The organism is Mesorhizobium sp. BAC0120 (assembly GCF_033542235.1).
In the GTDB taxonomy this organism is placed as follows: Bacteria; Pseudomonadota; Alphaproteobacteria; order Rhizobiales; family Rhizobiaceae; genus JAWRCU01.
Map to the genome: position 1 here is coordinate 644,801 of NZ_JAWRCU010000003.1, position 17,273 is coordinate 662,073.

General features: G+C 63.9%; 17 protein-coding genes. 7 read left to right on the forward strand and 10 right to left on the reverse strand.

Going from position 1 to position 17,273, the window contains the following annotated elements:
• The first annotated feature begins 109 nt into the window (after window positions 1–109).
• The gene (locus SAZ10_RS09970) at window positions 110–496 is read left to right on the forward strand and encodes a DUF2794 domain-containing protein (RefSeq protein ID WP_318609049.1); all 387 of its coding nucleotides are present in this window, start codon (window positions 110–112) and stop codon (window positions 494–496) included.
• Between the two features lie 15 nt (window positions 497–511).
• Here the strand turns inward: SAZ10_RS09970 and SAZ10_RS09975 are convergent, their stop codons facing one another.
• From SAZ10_RS09975 to SAZ10_RS09990, 4 genes are all read right to left on the reverse strand, one after another.
• Window positions 512–1,102: a GNAT family N-acetyltransferase gene (locus SAZ10_RS09975; protein WP_318609050.1), complete on the reverse strand. Its 591-nt coding sequence runs from the start codon at window positions 1,100–1,102 to the stop codon at window positions 512–514.
• An 88-nt stretch (window positions 1,103–1,190) separates the two neighbouring features.
• Window positions 1,191–1,937, reverse strand: a complete 747-nt coding sequence (locus SAZ10_RS09980) for a Bax inhibitor-1/YccA family protein (RefSeq protein WP_318609051.1) — start codon at window positions 1,935–1,937, stop codon at window positions 1,191–1,193.
• A gap of 288 nt (window positions 1,938–2,225) precedes the next feature.
• Entirely contained in the window at window positions 2,226–4,724 is a 2,499-nt protein-coding gene (locus SAZ10_RS09985; protein WP_318609134.1) for an ABC transporter permease, read from the reverse strand.
• 54 nt (window positions 4,725–4,778) lie between these two features.
• Window positions 4,779–5,477 carry an ABC transporter ATP-binding protein gene (locus tag SAZ10_RS09990; protein ID WP_318609052.1) on the reverse strand — a complete coding sequence of 233 codons (699 nt, stop codon included), beginning with the start codon at window positions 5,475–5,477 and terminating at the stop codon, window positions 4,779–4,781.
• Between the two features lie 62 nt (window positions 5,478–5,539).
• Between SAZ10_RS09990 and SAZ10_RS09995 the strand changes: the two genes are divergently transcribed.
• Window positions 5,540–6,181 (forward strand): arylesterase, encoded by a 642-nt coding sequence (locus SAZ10_RS09995; RefSeq protein WP_318609053.1) that lies wholly within the window; start codon window positions 5,540–5,542, stop codon window positions 6,179–6,181.
• A gap of 121 nt (window positions 6,182–6,302) precedes the next feature.
• Window positions 6,303–6,794 (forward strand): GNAT family N-acetyltransferase, encoded by a 492-nt coding sequence (locus SAZ10_RS10000; RefSeq protein WP_318609135.1) that lies wholly within the window; start codon window positions 6,303–6,305, stop codon window positions 6,792–6,794.
• A gap of 462 nt (window positions 6,795–7,256) precedes the next feature.
• Here the strand turns inward: SAZ10_RS10000 and SAZ10_RS10005 are convergent, their stop codons facing one another.
• Window positions 7,257–9,314 (reverse strand): M3 family metallopeptidase, encoded by a 2,058-nt coding sequence (locus SAZ10_RS10005; protein ID WP_318609054.1) that lies wholly within the window; start codon window positions 9,312–9,314, stop codon window positions 7,257–7,259.
• A gap of 118 nt (window positions 9,315–9,432) precedes the next feature.
• Complete coding sequence (locus SAZ10_RS10010; protein ID WP_318609055.1) at window positions 9,433–11,163, reverse strand: MFS transporter; 1,731 nt, start codon at window positions 11,161–11,163, stop codon at window positions 9,433–9,435.
• Between the two features lie 163 nt (window positions 11,164–11,326).
• Here SAZ10_RS10010 and SAZ10_RS10015 point away from each other — a divergent pair, with 163 nt between their 5' ends.
• The gene (locus SAZ10_RS10015; protein WP_318609056.1) at window positions 11,327–11,842 is read left to right on the forward strand and encodes a TetR/AcrR family transcriptional regulator; all 516 of its coding nucleotides are present in this window, start codon (window positions 11,327–11,329) and stop codon (window positions 11,840–11,842) included.
• Window positions 11,843–12,012: 170 nt separating this feature from the next.
• Here the strand turns inward: SAZ10_RS10015 and SAZ10_RS10020 are convergent, their stop codons facing one another.
• The 4 genes from SAZ10_RS10020 to SAZ10_RS10035 form a co-directional block, all read right to left on the reverse strand.
• Window positions 12,013–12,657, reverse strand: coding sequence for a carbonic anhydrase (locus SAZ10_RS10020; RefSeq protein WP_318609057.1), 645 nt, complete (start codon window positions 12,655–12,657; stop codon window positions 12,013–12,015).
• Window positions 12,658–12,826: 169 nt separating this feature from the next.
• Complete coding sequence (locus SAZ10_RS10025; RefSeq protein ID WP_318609136.1) at window positions 12,827–13,597, reverse strand: DUF429 domain-containing protein; 771 nt, start codon at window positions 13,595–13,597, stop codon at window positions 12,827–12,829.
• Window positions 13,598–13,602: 5 nt separating this feature from the next.
• Window positions 13,603–14,487, reverse strand: coding sequence for a pyridoxal kinase PdxY (gene pdxY / locus SAZ10_RS10030; RefSeq protein ID WP_318609137.1), 885 nt, complete (start codon window positions 14,485–14,487; stop codon window positions 13,603–13,605).
• Window positions 14,487–14,732, reverse strand: coding sequence for a hypothetical protein (locus SAZ10_RS10035; protein ID WP_318609058.1), 246 nt, complete (start codon window positions 14,730–14,732; stop codon window positions 14,487–14,489). The genes pdxY and SAZ10_RS10035 overlap by 1 nt, the downstream gene beginning before the upstream one ends.
• Window positions 14,733–14,916: 184 nt before the next feature.
• On the opposite strand from SAZ10_RS10035, the gene SAZ10_RS10040 reads away from it, so the two are divergent.
• The 3 genes from SAZ10_RS10040 (at window position 14,917) to SAZ10_RS10050 (ending at window position 17,239) form a co-directional block, all read left to right on the forward strand.
• Window positions 14,917–15,552, forward strand: coding sequence for a LemA family protein (locus SAZ10_RS10040; protein WP_318609059.1), 636 nt, complete (start codon window positions 14,917–14,919; stop codon window positions 15,550–15,552).
• A 185-nt stretch (window positions 15,553–15,737) separates the two neighbouring features.
• Window positions 15,738–16,601, forward strand: coding sequence for a TPM domain-containing protein (locus tag SAZ10_RS10045; protein WP_412535185.1), 864 nt, complete (start codon window positions 15,738–15,740; stop codon window positions 16,599–16,601).
• A 2-nt stretch (window positions 16,602–16,603) separates the two neighbouring features.
• Window positions 16,604–17,239, forward strand: coding sequence for a TPM domain-containing protein (locus SAZ10_RS10050; RefSeq protein ID WP_318609060.1), 636 nt, complete (start codon window positions 16,604–16,606; stop codon window positions 17,237–17,239).
• Window positions 17,240–17,273: the final 34 nt, after the last annotated feature.

Sequence of the window (17,273 nt, forward strand, 5' to 3'; positions counted from 1 at the left end):
TATCCTTCGGGGAAATGTCCGGTTCCCCACAACCATAGGTGAAGGTCTTGCATTTCTGGGTCGGACGCGCAACCTATCTGTCACGCAAACGTCACAGAAAGCAGGGTGCATGAGCAATTACGGCGAAGGAACGGAGGGTGGGGAAGATTCCTCGATACTCGTCGCGCTCTACGAGGCGCGACTGAAGAAAATGGAGGTCCCCGTCAGATTCGATCGGAAGGAACTCGATCAGATCCTGAGGCTCTACGGTCGCATGGTGGCCGCAAATGAATGGCGCGACTACGCGATCGACTCTCTGCCTGATCGCGCGGTGTTCTCCGTCTTCCGACGCACCAGCGAGACGCCCCTCTTCCGGATCGTCAAGGACCCCAGACTGGCGCGCAAACAGGGAGCCTATTCAGTGGTCGCGGCGACCGGGTTGATCCTGAAGCGCGGCCAGGATCTGGCACGCGTGCTCGGCGTGTTCGACAACAAGCTCAGGCTGGTGGAAGCCTAAGCAAGTTCTGCAGCGTCACCCCTCTCCTCGGAACCTCCGTTCAGGCAGGGATTCGGGATCGGGAGGCGCGGCGGCGCCGCCGTTCATCGCCAGTTGCATGAAGACGGTGTCCAGCCAGCGGCCATGCTTGAAGCCGGAACCCTCGAGCCGGCCTGAATGGCGGAAGCCGAGGGCCTCGTGAAGCATGACTGACGGGCTGTCCGGTCTCCCGTCGCCGATCACCGCGACCATCTGGCGGAAACCGAGCCGTCTCGATTCCTCGATCAGCCGCATCATCAGTGCCCGGCCAACGCCGCGGCCCTGGGCGCCCGGAGCGATATAAACGGAATTCTCGACGATGAAGCGATAGGCGGGCCGCGGCCGGAACGGCCCGGCATAGGCGTAGCCTGCAACCATGCCGTCGAGTTCGGCGAGGAGATAAGGGAAGCCACCTGCCGCGAGCGCCTGGAAGCGCTTGCGCATCTCTGAGAGTGGCGGCGGGTCGAGCTCGTAACTCGCAGTGCCGTGGCGCACAGCGTCGGCATAGATGTCGGTAATCGCCGGGAGATCGTCCTCGTGCGCGTTGCGGATCGGGATCGTTCCTGCCGGACGGGAGGGGGTATTCATGGCCGCTATAACAGCAGCGCTGCCGGTATATGAAAAGGGCGGCCCGAAGGCCGCCCAGTAATTTCGCTTGGGCCAGTTCGTCCCGCTGCTACTGCCGATTGTTGCCGAGGAACTGCAGCAGGAACATGAACAGGTTGATGAAGTCGAGATAGAGCCTCAGCGCGCCCATGATCGCCTTGCGGCCGGCCACAAGCACGTCGTCGCCTTCCCAATACATCTCCTTGATCTTCTGCGTGTCGTAGGCGGTGAGCCCGGAGAACACCAGCACGCCGATCACCGAGATGGCGAACTGCAGGGCGGAAGACTGCAGGAAGAGGTTGACCAGCGCAGCAATGATGATGCCGAACACGCCCATGATCAGGAACGAGCCCATGGCCGACAGGTCACGGCGCGTCGTATAGCCATAAAGCGACAGCGCACCGAAGGCGGCTGCGGTCACGAAGAAGGTCTGGGTGATGCTCTGCGCGGTGTAGACGAGGAAGATCGTCGACAACGACAGGCCAACAAGCGCCGCATAGACCCAGAAGGTGGTTTGGGCCGCCGAAACGCTCATCGTCTGAATGCGGAAGCTCAGGAAAAAGACCAGCGCCAGCGGCGCGAAGATCACCACCCAGCGGAAGGCGCTGGCGTAGATGAGCTGGCCGAAGGGAGTGAGCTGGCCGTCCGACACGGCGAAATGGAAAGCGCCCCAGGCGGCAAGGCCGGTGATAACGAGGCCGAGCGCCATAAGGTTATAAACCTTGAGCATATAGGCGCGCAGGCCATCGTCGATTGCAGCGTCGGTGCGGGCGCCCATGTTGCCGACGCGGGATTGGTACTGGCGGGGATCAGCCATGGTTTCCTCTGTTGCTTCTGCCCCGTCGGGTGTCGGGCAACCTTGCCCAGGCGCCGCTGGCGGGGCTCCAGCATGCCTGTGCGCAAATATGATCTTTTCCTACGACAAGAACAAGACCTGTAACGGCGGGAAATGCTCCGTGAGCAGATTAAATCTGCGTCATCTGCGCAAGCAAATAGCGAGTGGCCAGTAGCGAATAGCGAGTGGCGAGTAGCGAATAGAAGCTGGAGCGAGCACCGACCAGGTCAGGTCCCTATCCCCCTACTCGCTACTCGCCACTCGCGCATCCTACAGATTTCGCAACACCGGTGCCGCCTTGTGTCCCAGCACGCGCCACGTCCCGATCAGGCCGATCCCGACGGTGAAGACGAGCGCTGTGGCAATCGTCGCGACCGCCACTTCCGGCTGGAAGCGGGACGGCAGCGTCATGACGTGGGCGACGACGAACCAGGCTGCGACGCCGCCGGCAAAGAGCGCGAAGACAGCCGTTGCCAACCCGATCAGCGCATATTCCAGCGAGAATGCGGTAATCAGAGTTCGCCTGGTGGCGCCGAGCGTCTTCAGAACGACGGCGTCATGGATGCGCGCGCGGTTTCCGGCGGCGAGCGCTCCGGCCAGCACCAGCACGGAAGCGATCAGCGCCACGCTCGCCGCGGCGCGGATGGCCGTGCCCAGTTCTGCGACGAGGCGATTGATGATATCGAGCGCATCTTTGACCCGCACGGTCGTGACCGCTGGGAAGGCACGGGTGACCGCATTCAATATGCGTGCCTCGTCGGCCGTCGTGGCGTCCTTCTCCGTCAACGTCGCCAGCCACGAATGCGGCGCGCCGGCGAAAGTATTGGGCGAAAAGATCATCACGAAGTTGATGCTCATCGATTCCCACTCGACCCGACGGAAATTGGCGATCTTCGCGGTAATGTTGCGGCCGAGCACGTTGACGGTGATGGTATCGCCAATCTTCAGCCCGATCTGCTGGCCCTCGTCTGCCGAAAATGAGACCAACGGCTCGCCGGAATAATCCTTGGGCCACCAGGCGCCTTGCGTTACTGTCGCATTCTCCGGGACGGAATCGGCATAGGTGATCCCGCGGTCGCCGTGCAGCACCCAGGCTCCCTCCGGCGGCACGGTGAGCTTGTCGGCAGCGACGCCGTTGATCGCCATCACCCTGCCGCGCAGCATGGGCACCTTCGACAGCACGCCGCCCGGCGCTTCGCGGGCGATCAGCTCAGCGAAGGGGTCGATCTCGGCCGCCTGGATATCGACGAAGAAAAAGTTCGGCGCGCGCTCCGGCAGGCTGCCCGAGATCTGCCGGCGCAGGTCCCCGTCGATCATTGCGAGGGTGACAAGCAAGGTGAGGCCAAGGCCGAGCGAGAGAACGACGGATGAGGTGAGCGCGCCCGGCCGATGGATGTTGCCGATGGCGAGCCTCAACGCCGTCGATCTGACGCGCGGGCTCTTGCGGGCCAGCCACTGCACCAGCCAGCTGACCCCGCGCAGCACGATGAAGGCGAAGACCGTCGAGCCCACGAAGATCATGGCGATCCGTTTGTCGTCGGCGAACAGTATGGCGAGCGCTGCCAAGGCGCAGACGATCAGCCCGGCAGCCAGAATATAGGCAAGGCGCGGCAGGCCGCGACCTTCGAAGCCCATCTCGCGGAACAGCGCTGTGGGCGGCACGTCGCGGGAGCGGCCGAGAGGAAGGATCGCGAAAGCGAGCGTGACGAGGAATCCGAAGAGGGCGGCGATCGCCAGCGCGCCCGGATAGATCCCTCCTTCGGCCGGCACAGGAACTATCGAGGCCAGAAACGCGCTGGCGGCGAAGGGCATCGCAGCCCCGACGGCGAGACCGATGAGGATACCAAACGCTGCAATCAGCATGATCTGCACGAGGTAGATGGTAAAGACGAAACCGCCGGACGCGCCGAGGCTCTTGAAGGTGGCGATCACGCCGCGCTTGCCTTCGAGATAGGCGCGCACGGCATTTGCGACGCCGACGCCGCCGACCACCAGCGCGGTCAGGCCGACCAGGGTCAGGAATTGCGAGAAGCGCTCGATATTGGCCGAGAGAGCAGGGGCGGCATTGTCGCGTGTGCGCACGCTCCAGCCAGCCTCCGGGAAGCTCGCATCTGCGCCCTCGCGGATTACGGCAAGCTCGCCTGCGCTAGCTGGTTTGGGCAGCCTGACCTTGTAGGCGCTGGTGTAGAGGCTGCCTGGCTGGACGAGCCCGGTCGCGCGCAGAGCATCGAGCGAGACGAGCAGGCGCGGCGCGAAGCCGAAACCGTCCGAGGCCGCATCGGGCTCCGTCACGAGCAGGGCGCGCAATTCAAATGTAGCGCTCCCGACCTTTATCCTGTCGCCAACCTTCAGGCCGAGGCGCTCGAGCAATATATCGGGCGCGGCTGCGCCGAACACGCCCGCCTTCTCCGCAAAGAGATCGACTGGAGCGAGGGCCGGTGTCGTCACGAGCGCGCCGTAAAGCGGATAGGCCGCATCGACAGCCTTGACCTCGACCAACGCCTGATCCGAGCCATCGGCAAGACGGGCCATGGATCGCATGGATATGGATTCGGCGACGGTGCCGAGGTCGGAGAGATAGGCTTTCTCGGCGGGCGTTGCCGGGCGCTGGACAAGCTCGAATCGCAGGTCGCCGCCGAGCAGCGATTGGCCTTCGTCGGCGACGCCGGCGCTGATTGACTGCGCTACCGAATTGACGCCGCCGATCGCCGCCACGCCAAGGGCGATGCAGGTGAGGAAGATAAGGAACCCCGATAGGCCGCCGCGCATCTCGCGGAGCGAGAAGCGGATTGCGAGGCGGAATGTGTGGAGCGGCGCCACGGCCTACGCCGAAACCGCCTGCAGCGCCGGCGCGCTCTCGATCCGCCCCGAGCGCATGGCAATTTGCAGGCTGCAGCGCCCGGCGAGCGCGACGTCGTGCGTCACGAGCAACAGCGTCATGCCTCGCTCCTTGGCCTTGGCGAAGAGCAGGTCGGCAATCTGGCGGCCGGTCGCCTGGTCGAGATTGCCGGTCGGCTCGTCCGCGATCAGGATCGCCGGATCCGGCGCCAGCGCACGGGCAATCGCCACGCGCTGCTGCTCGCCGCCGGAAAGCTCGCTTGGATAGTGGGTGACCCGGTTGCTGAGCCCCACCGCCTCAAGCTCCCGCGCGGCCACCGCGAACGGATCCGGATGGCCGGCGAGCTCAAGCGGCACCGCGACGTTCTCGAGCGCGGTCATATTTGGGATCAGGTGAAACGACTGGAACACGATGCCGATGTTCCTGCCGCGGAAAGCGGCGATCTGGTCCTCGCTCTTGCCGTTCAACGTCTCTCCGGCAACGCTGACCGTGCCCGCGTCGACCCGTTCCAGCCCCGCGACGACCATCAGCAGCGTCGATTTCCCGGAGCCCGACGGTCCGACTATTCCGGTCGCCTCGCCCTTTTCGACGTCAAGGCTGACGCCCTTCAGCACATGAACCGCCGAGGCGCCTTCGCCCAGCGTCAGCGACACGTCCTTCAACTGAATGACGGGTTCTGTCACAAATCGGGCCCTATATTGACGTGAGACACTGCGAGTGGTCAGTCAAATATGGGTTGGCGTCCATGGCTTTCAAATTCACGCTGCGCGTTTTCCTGTCGGCTGCTTTCCTGTTCCTTTCAGGCATGATGGCCTTCGCCGAGCCCTATCGCATCGTCGGCTTCGGCGACAGCCTGATGGCCGGCTTCGGCCTCGGTCCGGGGGAGGGCTTTACGGAAAAGCTGCAGGCGGCGCTTAAGTCGAAGGGGATAAATGCCGAAGTGGCGAATGCGGGTGTTTCGGGCGACACGAGCAGCGGCGGGTTGTCGAGGCTCGACTGGTCTGTTCCGGACGGCACTCAGCTCGTCATCCTCGAACTTGGCGCCAACGATATGTTGCGCGGCACCGCACCCGAGATTGTCAGGAAGAACCTCGACGCGATGATCGCCAGGCTCAAGGCGCGCAAGATTCCGGTGTTGCTCGTCGGCATGCTTGCAGCCCCCAATCTCGGGGCCGGTTACAGCGCCGCCTTCAACTCGATCTATCCTGATCTCGCTGAAAAATACGGGATTCCGCTCTACCCGTTCTTTCTCGAAGGGGTCGCAGCCGACTCGCGATATCTGCAGGCGGACGGCTTGCATCCCAACGCAAGGGGTGTCGACCGTATCGTCGAAAACATCTTGCCATCAGTCGAGAAGTTGATCGCGGCAAAGCCCGACAATTCCTGATTCATTCTCTATCGCCACGACCAGGTCCCCATGCTAGCGCATCGGGCCGAAAAGAATGCTCACGCGGCGCGTGACGATCGATCATGCGCCGCCAGCCGATCGAAAAGGTTTCATGACGGTCATGGGTGATTTCCCCGTCGATATCGCTGTGCTGGCGTCCGCACAGCACGAACGGCTGCTCACGCTGAACAACGAGCACGCCGCGGAACTATCCTGGCTGGAGGCGGACGAATTTCGCCAGCTCGTCGCAGAAGCGTTCCTGGCACGCACGATCGGCGATTGCGACGCGTTCCTGATCGCCTTCGACCAGGGTGCGGACTACTGGAGCCCCAATTACCAATGGTTCCGCAGCCGCTATCCGCGCTTCGTCTACGTCGACCGTGTCGTCGTGGCGCCTGCCGCGCGGGGCCGCGGGCTGGCGAGGCGGCTTTATGAGCATCTGTTCGAAAAGGCCCGCGCCGCGGGTCATTCGCTGGTGACTTGCGAGGTGAACGCCGAGCCGCCGAACCCAGCCTCGGACGCGTTTCACGCCGCGCTCGGTTTCGACCCGGTGGGGAGCGCCGCCATCGACGGCGGCAAGAAGACCGTCCGCTATTTCGTCCGCAAGCTGTGAGCCGGGTGGCCCACCGCCAAAGCGGTCGGTAAAGCACTCTGTCCAGATTTTTTTGCGGGCATTCGAGATGATTCGGCAATGACTTGTTAACTATCTCGGCGTCTTGTGGTCGGAACCAATCTCGTTTGCCGCGGTTTGCCTACATGATTTCGCTCAGCACATTTGGCAGGTTTCTCGGGTGGGCCGCTATCCTGGCTGTCTGGGGTGCCGCCACGCTCACCAGCAGTGCCGCTCCGGCTCGACCGGAGACGGTCACGCAGCACAAGCGGGTGATGCAAGACGAAAGCCGCACTCCCCGAAAGTCCCGGTCCGATGCAGAGCAGCGATTTGACGGCTCCTTTTACGGGGTCGATCCGATTGTGACGGGGCCAGTGAGCGCCGCCTTCAAGGAACGGCAGAGGAGGGCGCATTGCGCCGAGGCGGTGTGGCCAAACATTCCGGCCACTTGCTACCCGGATTGAGCTATCCCAATCCCCGCTTCGCCATCATTGCATCGGCGGTCGGCATCTTGCCGCGGAACGCCATGTACAGGGCTTCCGGATCCTGCGAGCCGCCGGCGGCGTAGATGTGCTTCTTCAGCCTGGCGGCGAGTTCGGGGTTGAAAGCGTCGCCCGTCTCCTCGAAGGCCGCGAAAGCATCGGCGTCGAGCACTTCCGACCACATGTAGGAATAGTAGCCGGCCGAATAGCTGTCGCCGGCGAAAACGTGGCCGAAATGCGGGGTGCGGTGCCGCATGGGGATCGCCGCGGGCATGCCGAGCTTTTCCAGCGTTTCGGCCTCGAAGGCGAGCGGCTCGGCCGGCGCATTGGCCTGTGCATGATACGCCATGTCGACCAGCGCCGAGGCGGTGAACTCGACAGTGGCGAAGCCGGCGTCGAAGGTTCGGGCGGCGAGCATCTTGTCGATCAATGCCTTCGGCATGGGCTCGCCGGTCTTGTGGTGCAGCGCGTGCTTCGCAATCACTTCGGGGACCGTCAGCCAATGCTCGTAGAGTTGCGAAGGCAGCTCGACGAAATCGCGACTGACGGAGGTGCCCGACACTGACGGCCATGTGACTTCGGAGAGCATGCCGTGCAAGGCGTGTCCGAATTCGTGGAACAGGGTCTTCGCCTCGTCCAGCGACAGCAAGGCCGGCTGGCCGGCGCCCGGTTTGGCGAAATTCATGATGTTGTAGATCACCGGCCGCGCGCCCTTGCCGAGCCGATAGGCCGAGTCGAGCGCACTCATCCAGGCGCCCGAGCGCTTGGAAGGCCGCGCGAAATAGTCAGCGAGAAAGGTGGCGCGGTGGGTTCCGTCAGGGTCGAGCACCTCGAAGACGCGCACGTCGGGATGCCAGGCGGCGATGCCGGACTTTTCCTCGAAGCGCACGCCGAACAGCCGCGTCGCGACGTCGAAGCAGGCCGCTATGACACGCTCGAGCTGCAGAAAGGGCTTCAGCTCCGCCTCGTCAAAGGCGAATTTCGCCTGGCGCAGCTTCTCCTGGAAATAGCGCCAGTCCCAACCGGCGATCGGATCGTTCTGGCCGGCTTTGGCAGCGATCCGCTGCATCTCGGCCTGGTCCTGCGCGGCCTTCTCCCGGGCGCGCTGCCAGACCGGGTCGAGCAGGCCAAAGACGGCGGCCGGCGTCTTCGCCATGGTGTCGTCGAGCTTCAACGCCGCGTAGCTGTCATAGCCAAGCAATTTCGCTTTCTCGGCGCGCAGCGCCAGCGTCCTCGCCACGACCTCCCGGTTGTCGGTCGGCCCGCCATTCTCGCCGCGGCCGATGAAGGCACGGAAGGCGATCTCGCGCAGGTCGCGCCGATCGGAGAAGGTGGTGAACGGCTCATAGATCGAGCGCGACAGCGTCACCGCGTAGCGCCCCTTCTCGCCCCGCGCCTCCGCGGCCTCGGCCATCGCGCCTTTCAGGAAATCCGGCAGGCCGGCGACATCCTTCTCGTCGAGGAAGAGCGCCCAGTTCTTCTCGTTGGCGAGCACGTTCTGCCCGAAGCGCGCGCCGAGCGAGGCGAGCTCTTCGTTGATCGTGGCGAGCCGCGCCTTGCCTTGTTCGTCGAGCTTCGCGCCGGAGCGGACGAAGTTTCTCCAGGTGAGCTCCAGCACGCGCAGCGTCTCGGAATCAAGGGCGAGCGTGCCGCGCTTTTCATAGAGACCGTCGATCCGGGCGAACAGCGCCGGGTTCATGGCGATCGCGGAATAGTGCCTCGCCATCTTCGGTGCGATCTCGCGCTCCACCTCCTGGATCAGATCGTTGGTATGGGCACCGGCCCGCAGCCAGAAGATCGATGAGACATGGCTCAGCGCTTCGCCGGAAAGCTCGAGCGGCACGAGCGTGTTTTGAAGCGTGGGCGCTTCCGTATTGCCGGCGATCGCCGCAATTTCCTGCGCGTGAGCGGCTAGGGCGGCGTCAAACACGGGCCGAAACTGATCCTCGGAAAACTGCGCAAAGTCGGGCAGGCCAAGCGCTCCGGTCCAGTGGGTGAGGGGATGTCGGGAAAGGTCGATTGCGGCGGCGTTCTCGGTCATCAGAACTTCGGATCGTTGGCGGGAGCGGCGGATCGATCCACGGCATGTAGGCCGATGCGACCCCGGCCGCAACCATCTTGGGGAATCCGGCCGCCAAGATGATCGGTCATGACACCAGCTATGGGCGGCTACCCGCGACGACCTCGGCTTCAGCCAGATGGGGCAATTCCGGCTCTACGCTCTGCGTGCCACCGCGCCAGGAAGCGAAGGCCGCAATCAGATAAAGGACCGCGGAGAAGGTGAAGGCGAAGATGAGGCCGTGCTTGAACGGGCCCGACATCAGCCCCGGAAAGAACTCGTGACCCGTCAAGGTGGCGATGTTGGCCGCCGGCAGCGCATGCAGCACCCCGGCTGGGATCAGCTCGCCCATCGGATTGTAACCCAGAAAAGCGGCGAACAGGCTTGCCACAGGCGGCATGGTGGCGATCTGGTGAGCCACGGCATCCGGCACGTGTTGAGCAAGCAGGCCGCTTTCCATTGCCTGCGGGAGGCTGACGGCGAGTCCCGCAAGCATCAGGGAAAAGAACAGACCGATCGATAGCACCTGCCCGGCATTGGTGGTGGTGGCGCGCATGCCCGATGCCTGTCCGCGCTCACGAGCCGGGACCGAATTCATGATTTGCGTGGAGTTCGGTGCCACGAACAGCCCGGAGCCGAGACCGTTGAGGAAGAGCAGTGCGGCGAAGATGGTGTAGGAGAAATCAGCCGGCAATTCCATCAGGGCAACGAATGAGACAGCGCCAGTGATCATTCCGCCGACGGCGAAAGGTATGCCGCCGATGCGATCGGAATAATAGCCGGAGATCGGGCCAGCCAGCAGGAAGCCTATGGTCAGCGGCAGCATGAAGATCGCCGACCAAAGCGGCGTCTCCTCGAAGGAGTAGCCATGCAGTGGGAGCCAGATGCCTTGCAGCCACACGATCAACATGAACTGCAAGCCGCCGCGCGCAATGCCGGAGCAGAGATTGGCGATATTTCCCCAGGCAAACCCCTGAATGCGGAACAGCTTCAGGTCCAGCATCGGCCGCTCGACACGTGTCTCGATGGCGAGGAAGGCGATCAGCGACAATAACCCAATCGCAAAGAAGGACAGGACCCTGGGGCTGAACCAGGCCATCGTCTGGTCCCCATAGGGCTGCAATCCATAGGTGATGGCGGTGAGGATCAGTACCAGCCCGAGCCCGAAGGTGATATTGCCGAGCCAATCGATCTTGTGACTACGCCGGTTCGGCGCATCATGGAGTTTCAAATAGGCCCAGATCGTGCCGACCAGACCGAAAGGCACATTGATCCAAAACACCAGCCTCCAATTGCTGTCGGCCAGAAGACCGCCGATGAGCAGGCCGATGAACTGTCCGCCGATAGCCGCCACGACATTGATGCCGAGTGCGAATCCACGCTGTTCGGGCGGAAAGGCGTCGGTGAGCAGGGCCGTTGAATTGGCCATAATCAATGCACCGCCTATCCCCTGAACGATCCTTACGCTGATCAGATACATGGCCGCGAAGTCGCCTTGGCCCGGCAACAGGCTCAGCGCAATGGAGGCCGCCGTGAATATGGCGAAGCCCTGATTGTACATTCTTGCCCGGCCGAACTGGTCCCCCAACCGGCCGAAGGCCACGACCAGTACTGCCGTGGCGATCATGTAGCCGATGATCGCCCAGAGCAGGTAATTGATGTTGCCGGGATCGAGCGCTTTCAGCCCTATGCCTCGAAACACCGCCGGCAGGCTGATAAGGAGTATCGAGCCATTGATGGCCGCAGCGAGCATGCCAAGGGTCGTGTTGCTCAAAACCACCCATTTGTGGATCTGAGGACGTTCGGGTCGAATTGCATTCACGGCAGGCATGGAGACAGCATTTCCCGACGGCTGGCGGAACGAAGGGGAAAGACATATATGAGGATAGCCTCAGTTAGGCTATATGAGGATGGCCTCGGATAAAGCAAGTAGCAATCTGTTGAAGGCGCGCACGCCTCAGCGTGAAAGGGGCCGCATGCGCGTGGCCGCTTTGATGGCGGCCGGCGCCGAACTGTTCGTAGAAAAGGGCTTCGCCGGCACCACGATGACAGAGATCGCGGCGCGTGCGGGTGCGGCGATCGGCACGCTCTACCTGTTCTTTCCGACCAAGGAGGCACTGGCGCAAGCCATTCTGAAAGAGCATGCCGATCATCTTTCGGCCGAACTCGATGCGCTCGCGGAACGTTCTGTTGGCAGGGCGCCCACCGAGATCGCCGATGCCCTGTTTTCGGTGCTCGGCAGCTTTCTGGCGGATCGTCCCGCCTATTCCGCTGTCTTGGACCTGCCCGGCGACGACGCCTGGCTGCGAAGTGTGCGTGCACGGCGCCGCGAGCAGATTGCAGCCCTTTTTGCCAAGGCGGACCCGCCCTTGCCGGGCGAGCAAGCAGAGCGGTTGGCAATCATCGTGCCGCAACTCATGCGCATTCCCTTATCGCTGCTGGGCGAGCGAAAGCTACGGGACGGCGTTCTGGAGGAACTGCGTCTCATGCTGCGCCACCATTTGAGCTAGTTTAGATGCGCTACGGTGTGTGGAGATTGGCATCAGGCCGAGCCGGAATCGAAGATGGCGCAAGGCGACAAAATGGCGGCTTCCGAGGACCGGAGCGGAGCGTACATGCAGCTACTTGGGCACCGGAAACTGCCATTTGCCGGCCGGCGTCACGCGAATGTCCGCACACCTTAGTCCAGGTCCGGGCGGACAAAGTCTCCTGTCGCGGGGTCCATGACCCAGAGTTCGCCGGTTGAGATGTCGAACCAGGCGCCAAAGAGCGAAATCCGACCCTTCTCTTCGAGAATCTTCACGCAGGGGAAGGTCCTGAGATTGGCGATGGAGAAGCGTATCGAGATGCGCTCGAGAGCGGTCTGCCGCTCGCCGGCCGTCATCATCGTGTTGCCCTGGACCGCTTGTGCCGCGGGCTCGACGAGGCTCATCCATTTGCCGATGAAGTCGCCCGGCGAAAGCGGCGGCCCGCCTGGGGTCAGCGCGGCGCGTATGCCGCCGCAGCGGCCATGCCCCATGACGACGATGTTCCGCACCTTGAGGCTTTGCACCGCGAACTCGAGCGCGGCGGAGGTCGAGTGGTACTCGCCGTCCGGCGCATAGGGTGGCACGAGGTTGGCGACGTTGCGCAGCACGAACAGCTCGCCCGGCCCGGCATCGAAGATAGTTTCGGGTGCCGAGCGCGAGTCGCAGCAGGCGATCACCATCGTCTCGGGCGCCTGACCGTCACGGGCGAGCGAGCGATAGCGCGCAGTCTCGTCGGCGAATTTCCCGGCCATGAAGCTGCGGTAGCCGGCAAGCAGTTTCTCGGGGAGGCGGACCATGCCTCTGCAGCTAACGCAAAGCCGCGTGGGGATCAATGCTCCGCTTCGCCAGGGGAGTAGGGCAGTAGGGCAGTAGGAAAAAGAATCCTGCCTAGCGCCACGTGCAAGCGCCCTTTGAGGCCTCTTATCCCCCTACTGCCTTACTGCCCTACTGCCCTATTGCCTTAATTCAGGCCCATATCGCCACCGGTATGCCGTGGCCGTCAGCGCCGGGCGGGTCCGGGAACGGTCGCGCTTCGCCGCGCGCAAGCCGCGCGGCAACGAAGAGCAAGGCCGACGCGTCCAGAAAGTCGTCCGAGGCGGCGCCGCGCGGCGGGAGCGCGCCCAGAAACTCGGGTGCAAGCCCGAGGCCGGCGAGAAGCGCTCGTCGCTCCGCCATTCCCGGCGGATTGATCAGCCCCTTCAGCTTCTTTGGCAAACGCATCGCCGCTTCGCCATTGAGTCGCCAGAACGCGACTTCGGGATGCGATTCGATCACCCGAGCACGCAGCTCGGGGCGGGTAATCAGCAGCGCATCGATCTCGCGGATCTTGGAGAAGATGCCGAAGGCCTGGATGGATACGCCGCGCGGCGGATCGGACGTCGCGCGCGCCACCTCGCTGGCGATGCGGTGGCCCTCGTACCAGCGCTCGACCGTCGTGAAGGACTCCGAGAAGGCGTGCACCGCCGCCCGCGAGGGGATCGAGAAGACGCTTGACTGGCGCTCGCCAAGGAAGGCGCGGACCAGCACCTCGGGCCCGCGTCCGCCACGAGAGGTGAAATCGGGCAGGCCGATCGGCATGTCGACGGCGATGATGGCGTTGTCGGGCAAACTGTCGACCAGCGCCGTGAAGGCCGGAAAGACGCCAACCTCGGGCGCGTTGCCGGGATGGCGGACAACCGCGATCCACCCAGCCTTGCAGCCATCCGCCCCGGCTATCGTCCGCCCTACCGATTCCAGTGCATTCAAGCGCGGCGGTCCCTGCCGGGGTGCTGCAGATGGCGCAGCTGCACCATGGCCATCGGGTGCGACAGGCTCCCGGCATCGGTCTCGAGCTGCAATTCGTCGCCGCCGCGCTTGGCCGTGCGCGCAAGTATCTCGAACACCGCCGCGGTGGTGGACTGCAGCGCCTTGGCGACTGGCTGGCCGGCGAGCAGCCGCGCGAGATAGACGGCGGCGGTCAGGTCGCCAAGGCCGTTGGGCGGCCTTTCGATGATGCGATGCTCCGCAAGCAGCGCCTCGGACGGGGTGAGCAGCAGGTTGCCTGTGCTACCGGCGAGCATCGCCGGAGCCGACGTGACCAGCATCGTGTGCGGCCCGGCATCGAGCGCCGCCGCCATGACCGCCTTGAGATCGTCAAGCTTGGCGCCGCTCATCCATTCGAGCTCGAAGCGGTTGGGAGTTGCGATATTGGCGACGGGCATGAGCACGTCGCGTATCGCCGCCGCGGTTTCGCCCGGTATGTAAAGCCCGCCCGAATCGCCCATGACCGGGTCGCAGACGTAAAGCGCCCTGGGGTTCTTCGCTCTCACGGCTCCGACCAGCGAGGCGACGGCGTTGACCTGGCCCGCATCGCCGAGATAGCCGGAAAGCACTGCGCCGACTTCGCCGAGCCAGGGCGCGTTCTCCAGGTCCTCCATCAGAGCGGCGAACTTGTTGGGCTCGGGCACGATGCGCGTTGCCCGGCCATGGCCCGGGTGCCACGGCAGGATCACGGTGGGGACGGCCCATACCGGATGGCCGAGCGTTTCCAACGCGAAGACTACGGCGCGGTTGCCCACCGTGCCGCGCGCGACATGGCTTGAAACGACGATCACCGCGCGGGGCGAATCTGTAGTGGTCAATGAGATCAGGCCCCGGCGACGAAAAGGCTCACCGCCCAGAAAATCAGCACGCACACAATGAGGATGCCGAGCGTGCGGCCGATCCGCGTGCCCCACACCTCGATCCAGTCGTTCTGGTCGGCATCGGCTGCAGCGAAGTGGTCGCGGGCGAACCCGGTGGTCCGGCCGAACAAGCTCGAATCGCGCGCGACGCGCTCGAGAATCCGCTGCGATTCCGCAGAACGGTCACCATGCCCGGCGTCAGCAGCCATGCGTAAATCCCTTTGCGCTCATGATAGCGTTTTTCGGCGCGTCGGTCACAGCGCGATATCAGCAAACTGATCAGGGTTCCAGACCGAGCTTCACGTGCAGCGTTGCGCCGGCCGAGCCGTCATTCCTTCCGCCAGCGTTTGTGCTACAGCTATGGCGCGACCGCCGCTGATCGAGGAGACACAGATGCAAGCTGCCGCGCCTACACGCTTTTTTGCGGTTCGTGACCTTCGTGCCTTCCTGCTCTTGGTTCTTTTTCTGCCACTCCTTGCGAGCTGCGGGTACAACACCATCCCCACAGCGGAGGAGAAGGCGAAAGCCGCCTGGAGCGAGGTGCTCAACCAGTATCAGCGCCGCGCGGACCTGATCCCCAACCTCGTCGAAACCGTAAAGGGCTATGCGAGCCACGAAAGGGACACGCTGCAGGCGGTGGTCGAGGCACGTGCCAAGGCGACGCAGGTGACGGTCTCACCGCAGACGCTGTCGGACCCCAACGCCTTCAAGGCGTTCCAGGACAGCCAGGCAGGCCTCACCAACTCGCTGTCGCGGCTGCTTGCCGTCGTTGAGAACTACCCGGACCTCAAGGCGAACCAGAATTTCCTGGCGCTGCAGGCGCAGCTCGAAGGAACCGAGAACCGCATCGCGGTCGCTCGCCGCGACTATATCGAGGCGGTGCGCGAGTACAATTTGACGCTGAGGACGTTCCCGTCGGTACTGTGGGCGACCTTGTGGTTCACCAACAACGAGCCCTACCAGACATTCACCATTCCTGACGACAAGATGCAGGTGCCGACGGTCAATTTCGGGACGTCGAAGGGCTGAGTGGCGCGGGCGGATCGCAGGCAACGTCGGTTTCGCAGGATATGCAGAGGTTTTCGACCTTCGCGCCCCCCTCTGGCCTGCCGGCCATCTCCCCCGCAAGCGGGGAGATCGGCTGTCATTTTGGGTTTCGCCAATCTCCAACGTTGCCGGTTGGCGAAATCAAAGCGGCCGTCCAATCTCCCCCCTTGCGGGGGAGATGTCCGGCAGGACAGAGGGGGGCGCCTCGCACTGCCCTCTCATTATTCTTAACTATCATCCTCGCACTCCTCCCCCTCTCCGCCTTTGCCGCGGAGCTGCCGAAACTTACCGGACGGGTGGTCGACAATGCTGGCATGATCGACCCGGCGACCAAGGCGGCGCTCGTGAAAAAGCTGGAAGACTTCCAGAAAAAGGGCTCCGACCAGATCGTCGTCGCCACTGTCGATTCGCTCGACGGCGAGCCGCTCGAGGACTACGCCAATCGGCTGTTCCGGGCCTGGGGCCTCGGCCAGGCAGGCGAGAACAACGGCGTGCTGCTGCTTGTCGCAAAGAGTGACCGCAAGATGCGCATCGAGGTCGGCTACGGGCTCGAAGGGACGCTGACCGACCTGCATACGAAGCTGATCATCGAGAACACGATGGTGCCGGCGTTTCGCGCCGGCGACTTCTCCGGCGGCATCAGCCGAGCGGTCGACGACATCATTATGGTGCTCGAGGGCAATGCAGCCGAGCTGGAAGCACGCGGCAGGCGCAACGCGGAGGAGCAGAGCAGCTGGTCGGTGGACGACTATGTGCCCATTCTCTTCATGCTCGTCTGGGCGACCCTTTTCTTCGGCGGCTTCGCGATGGCGGTGCTGCCGCCGATATTCGGCCGCAAGATCGGCCCCGGCCGCTACCGCTGGCTGGGGATGGATTTCCAGACCGGCGGCTCGCGCAGGTCGGGGGGCGGCTGGCCCACGGGAGGCGGCGGATGGTCTTCGGGCGGATCCGGCTGGTCCTCCGGCTCGGGCGGTGGATTTTCCGGTGGAGGCGGTTCGTCCGGAGGCGGCGGAGCCTCGGGGAGCTGGTGAGCATGGCGCGCACGATGACACCGGAAGAACACGCTCGCATCGCTGAGGCCGTCCGGGCTGCGGAGGCGAGGACCTCGGGCGAGATCTTCTGCGTCGTGGCCCGTTCCAGCGCCGGCTACTTCTTCCACGCCGCCTTCATGGTTACGCTGGCGATCGTCATCCTCAGCCTTCCCGTCGCCTATCTGCTGGACCTCTGGTGGTACGAGCTGAAGCCGGTGACTCTGGTGGCCGTGCAGCTCATCACCATCGCCTGCGCTCTCATCGCGCTTGCGCTCTTCCCGGCACTCCGCATCCATCTCGTGCCGCTTTCCCATCGCTACGGCCATGCGCACGAGAACGCGATGAAGCAGTTCCTCGGCCGCAACATCCACATGACGGCTGCTCGCACCGGCGTGCTGCTGTTCGTCTCGCTCGCCGAGCGCTATGCGGAGGTGCTGGCGGACGCCGGTATCGACGCCAAAGTTCCGCAGCAGACCTGGGATTCGGTTGTCGCCGGCCTGATCGACCATGCACGTGACGACCGCATCGCCGAGGGCTTCGTCGAAGCGATCGGCGCGGTCGGCGCGCTGCTTGCCGAACATTTTCCGGTGGCGGCCGGGGACGTGAACGAGCTCGACGATCACGTCGTCGAGATTTGATCCGCCAGCACTCTTCGCCAGATCCCGGACGTGC

Bases quoted from the DNA above. Each gene is read 5' to 3' on its own strand.
- SAZ10_RS10015 (WP_318609056.1), top strand. From the start codon at position 11,327: ATGGCGGCCGGCGCCGAACTGTTCGTAGAAAAGGGCTTCGCCGGCACC.
- SAZ10_RS10035 (WP_318609058.1), bottom strand. From the start codon at position 14,732: ATGGCTGCTGACGCCGGGCATGGTGACCGTTCTGCGGAATCGCAGCGG.
- SAZ10_RS10010 (WP_318609055.1), bottom strand. From the start codon at position 11,163: ATGCCTGCCGTGAATGCAATTCGACCCGAACGTCCTCAGATCCACAAA.
- SAZ10_RS09975 (WP_318609050.1), bottom strand. From the start codon at position 1,102: ATGAATACCCCCTCCCGTCCGGCAGGAACGATCCCGATCCGCAACGCG.
- SAZ10_RS09985 (WP_318609134.1), bottom strand. From the start codon at position 4,724: ATGCGCGGCGGCCTATCGGGGTTCCTTATCTTCCTCACCTGCATCGCC.
- SAZ10_RS10040 (WP_318609059.1), top strand. From the start codon at position 14,917: ATGCAAGCTGCCGCGCCTACACGCTTTTTTGCGGTTCGTGACCTTCGT.
- SAZ10_RS10000 (WP_318609135.1), top strand. From the start codon at position 6,303: ATGGGTGATTTCCCCGTCGATATCGCTGTGCTGGCGTCCGCACAGCAC.
- SAZ10_RS10005 (WP_318609054.1), bottom strand. From the start codon at position 9,314: ATGACCGAGAACGCCGCCGCAATCGACCTTTCCCGACATCCCCTCACC.
- SAZ10_RS10020 (WP_318609057.1), bottom strand. From the start codon at position 12,657: ATGGTCCGCCTCCCCGAGAAACTGCTTGCCGGCTACCGCAGCTTCATG.
- SAZ10_RS09970 (WP_318609049.1), top strand. From the start codon at position 110: ATGAGCAATTACGGCGAAGGAACGGAGGGTGGGGAAGATTCCTCGATA.
- SAZ10_RS09980 (WP_318609051.1), bottom strand. From the start codon at position 1,937: ATGGCTGATCCCCGCCAGTACCAATCCCGCGTCGGCAACATGGGCGCC.
- SAZ10_RS09995 (WP_318609053.1), top strand. From the start codon at position 5,540: ATGGCTTTCAAATTCACGCTGCGCGTTTTCCTGTCGGCTGCTTTCCTG.
- SAZ10_RS10050 (WP_318609060.1), top strand. From the start codon at position 16,604: ATGGCGCGCACGATGACACCGGAAGAACACGCTCGCATCGCTGAGGCC.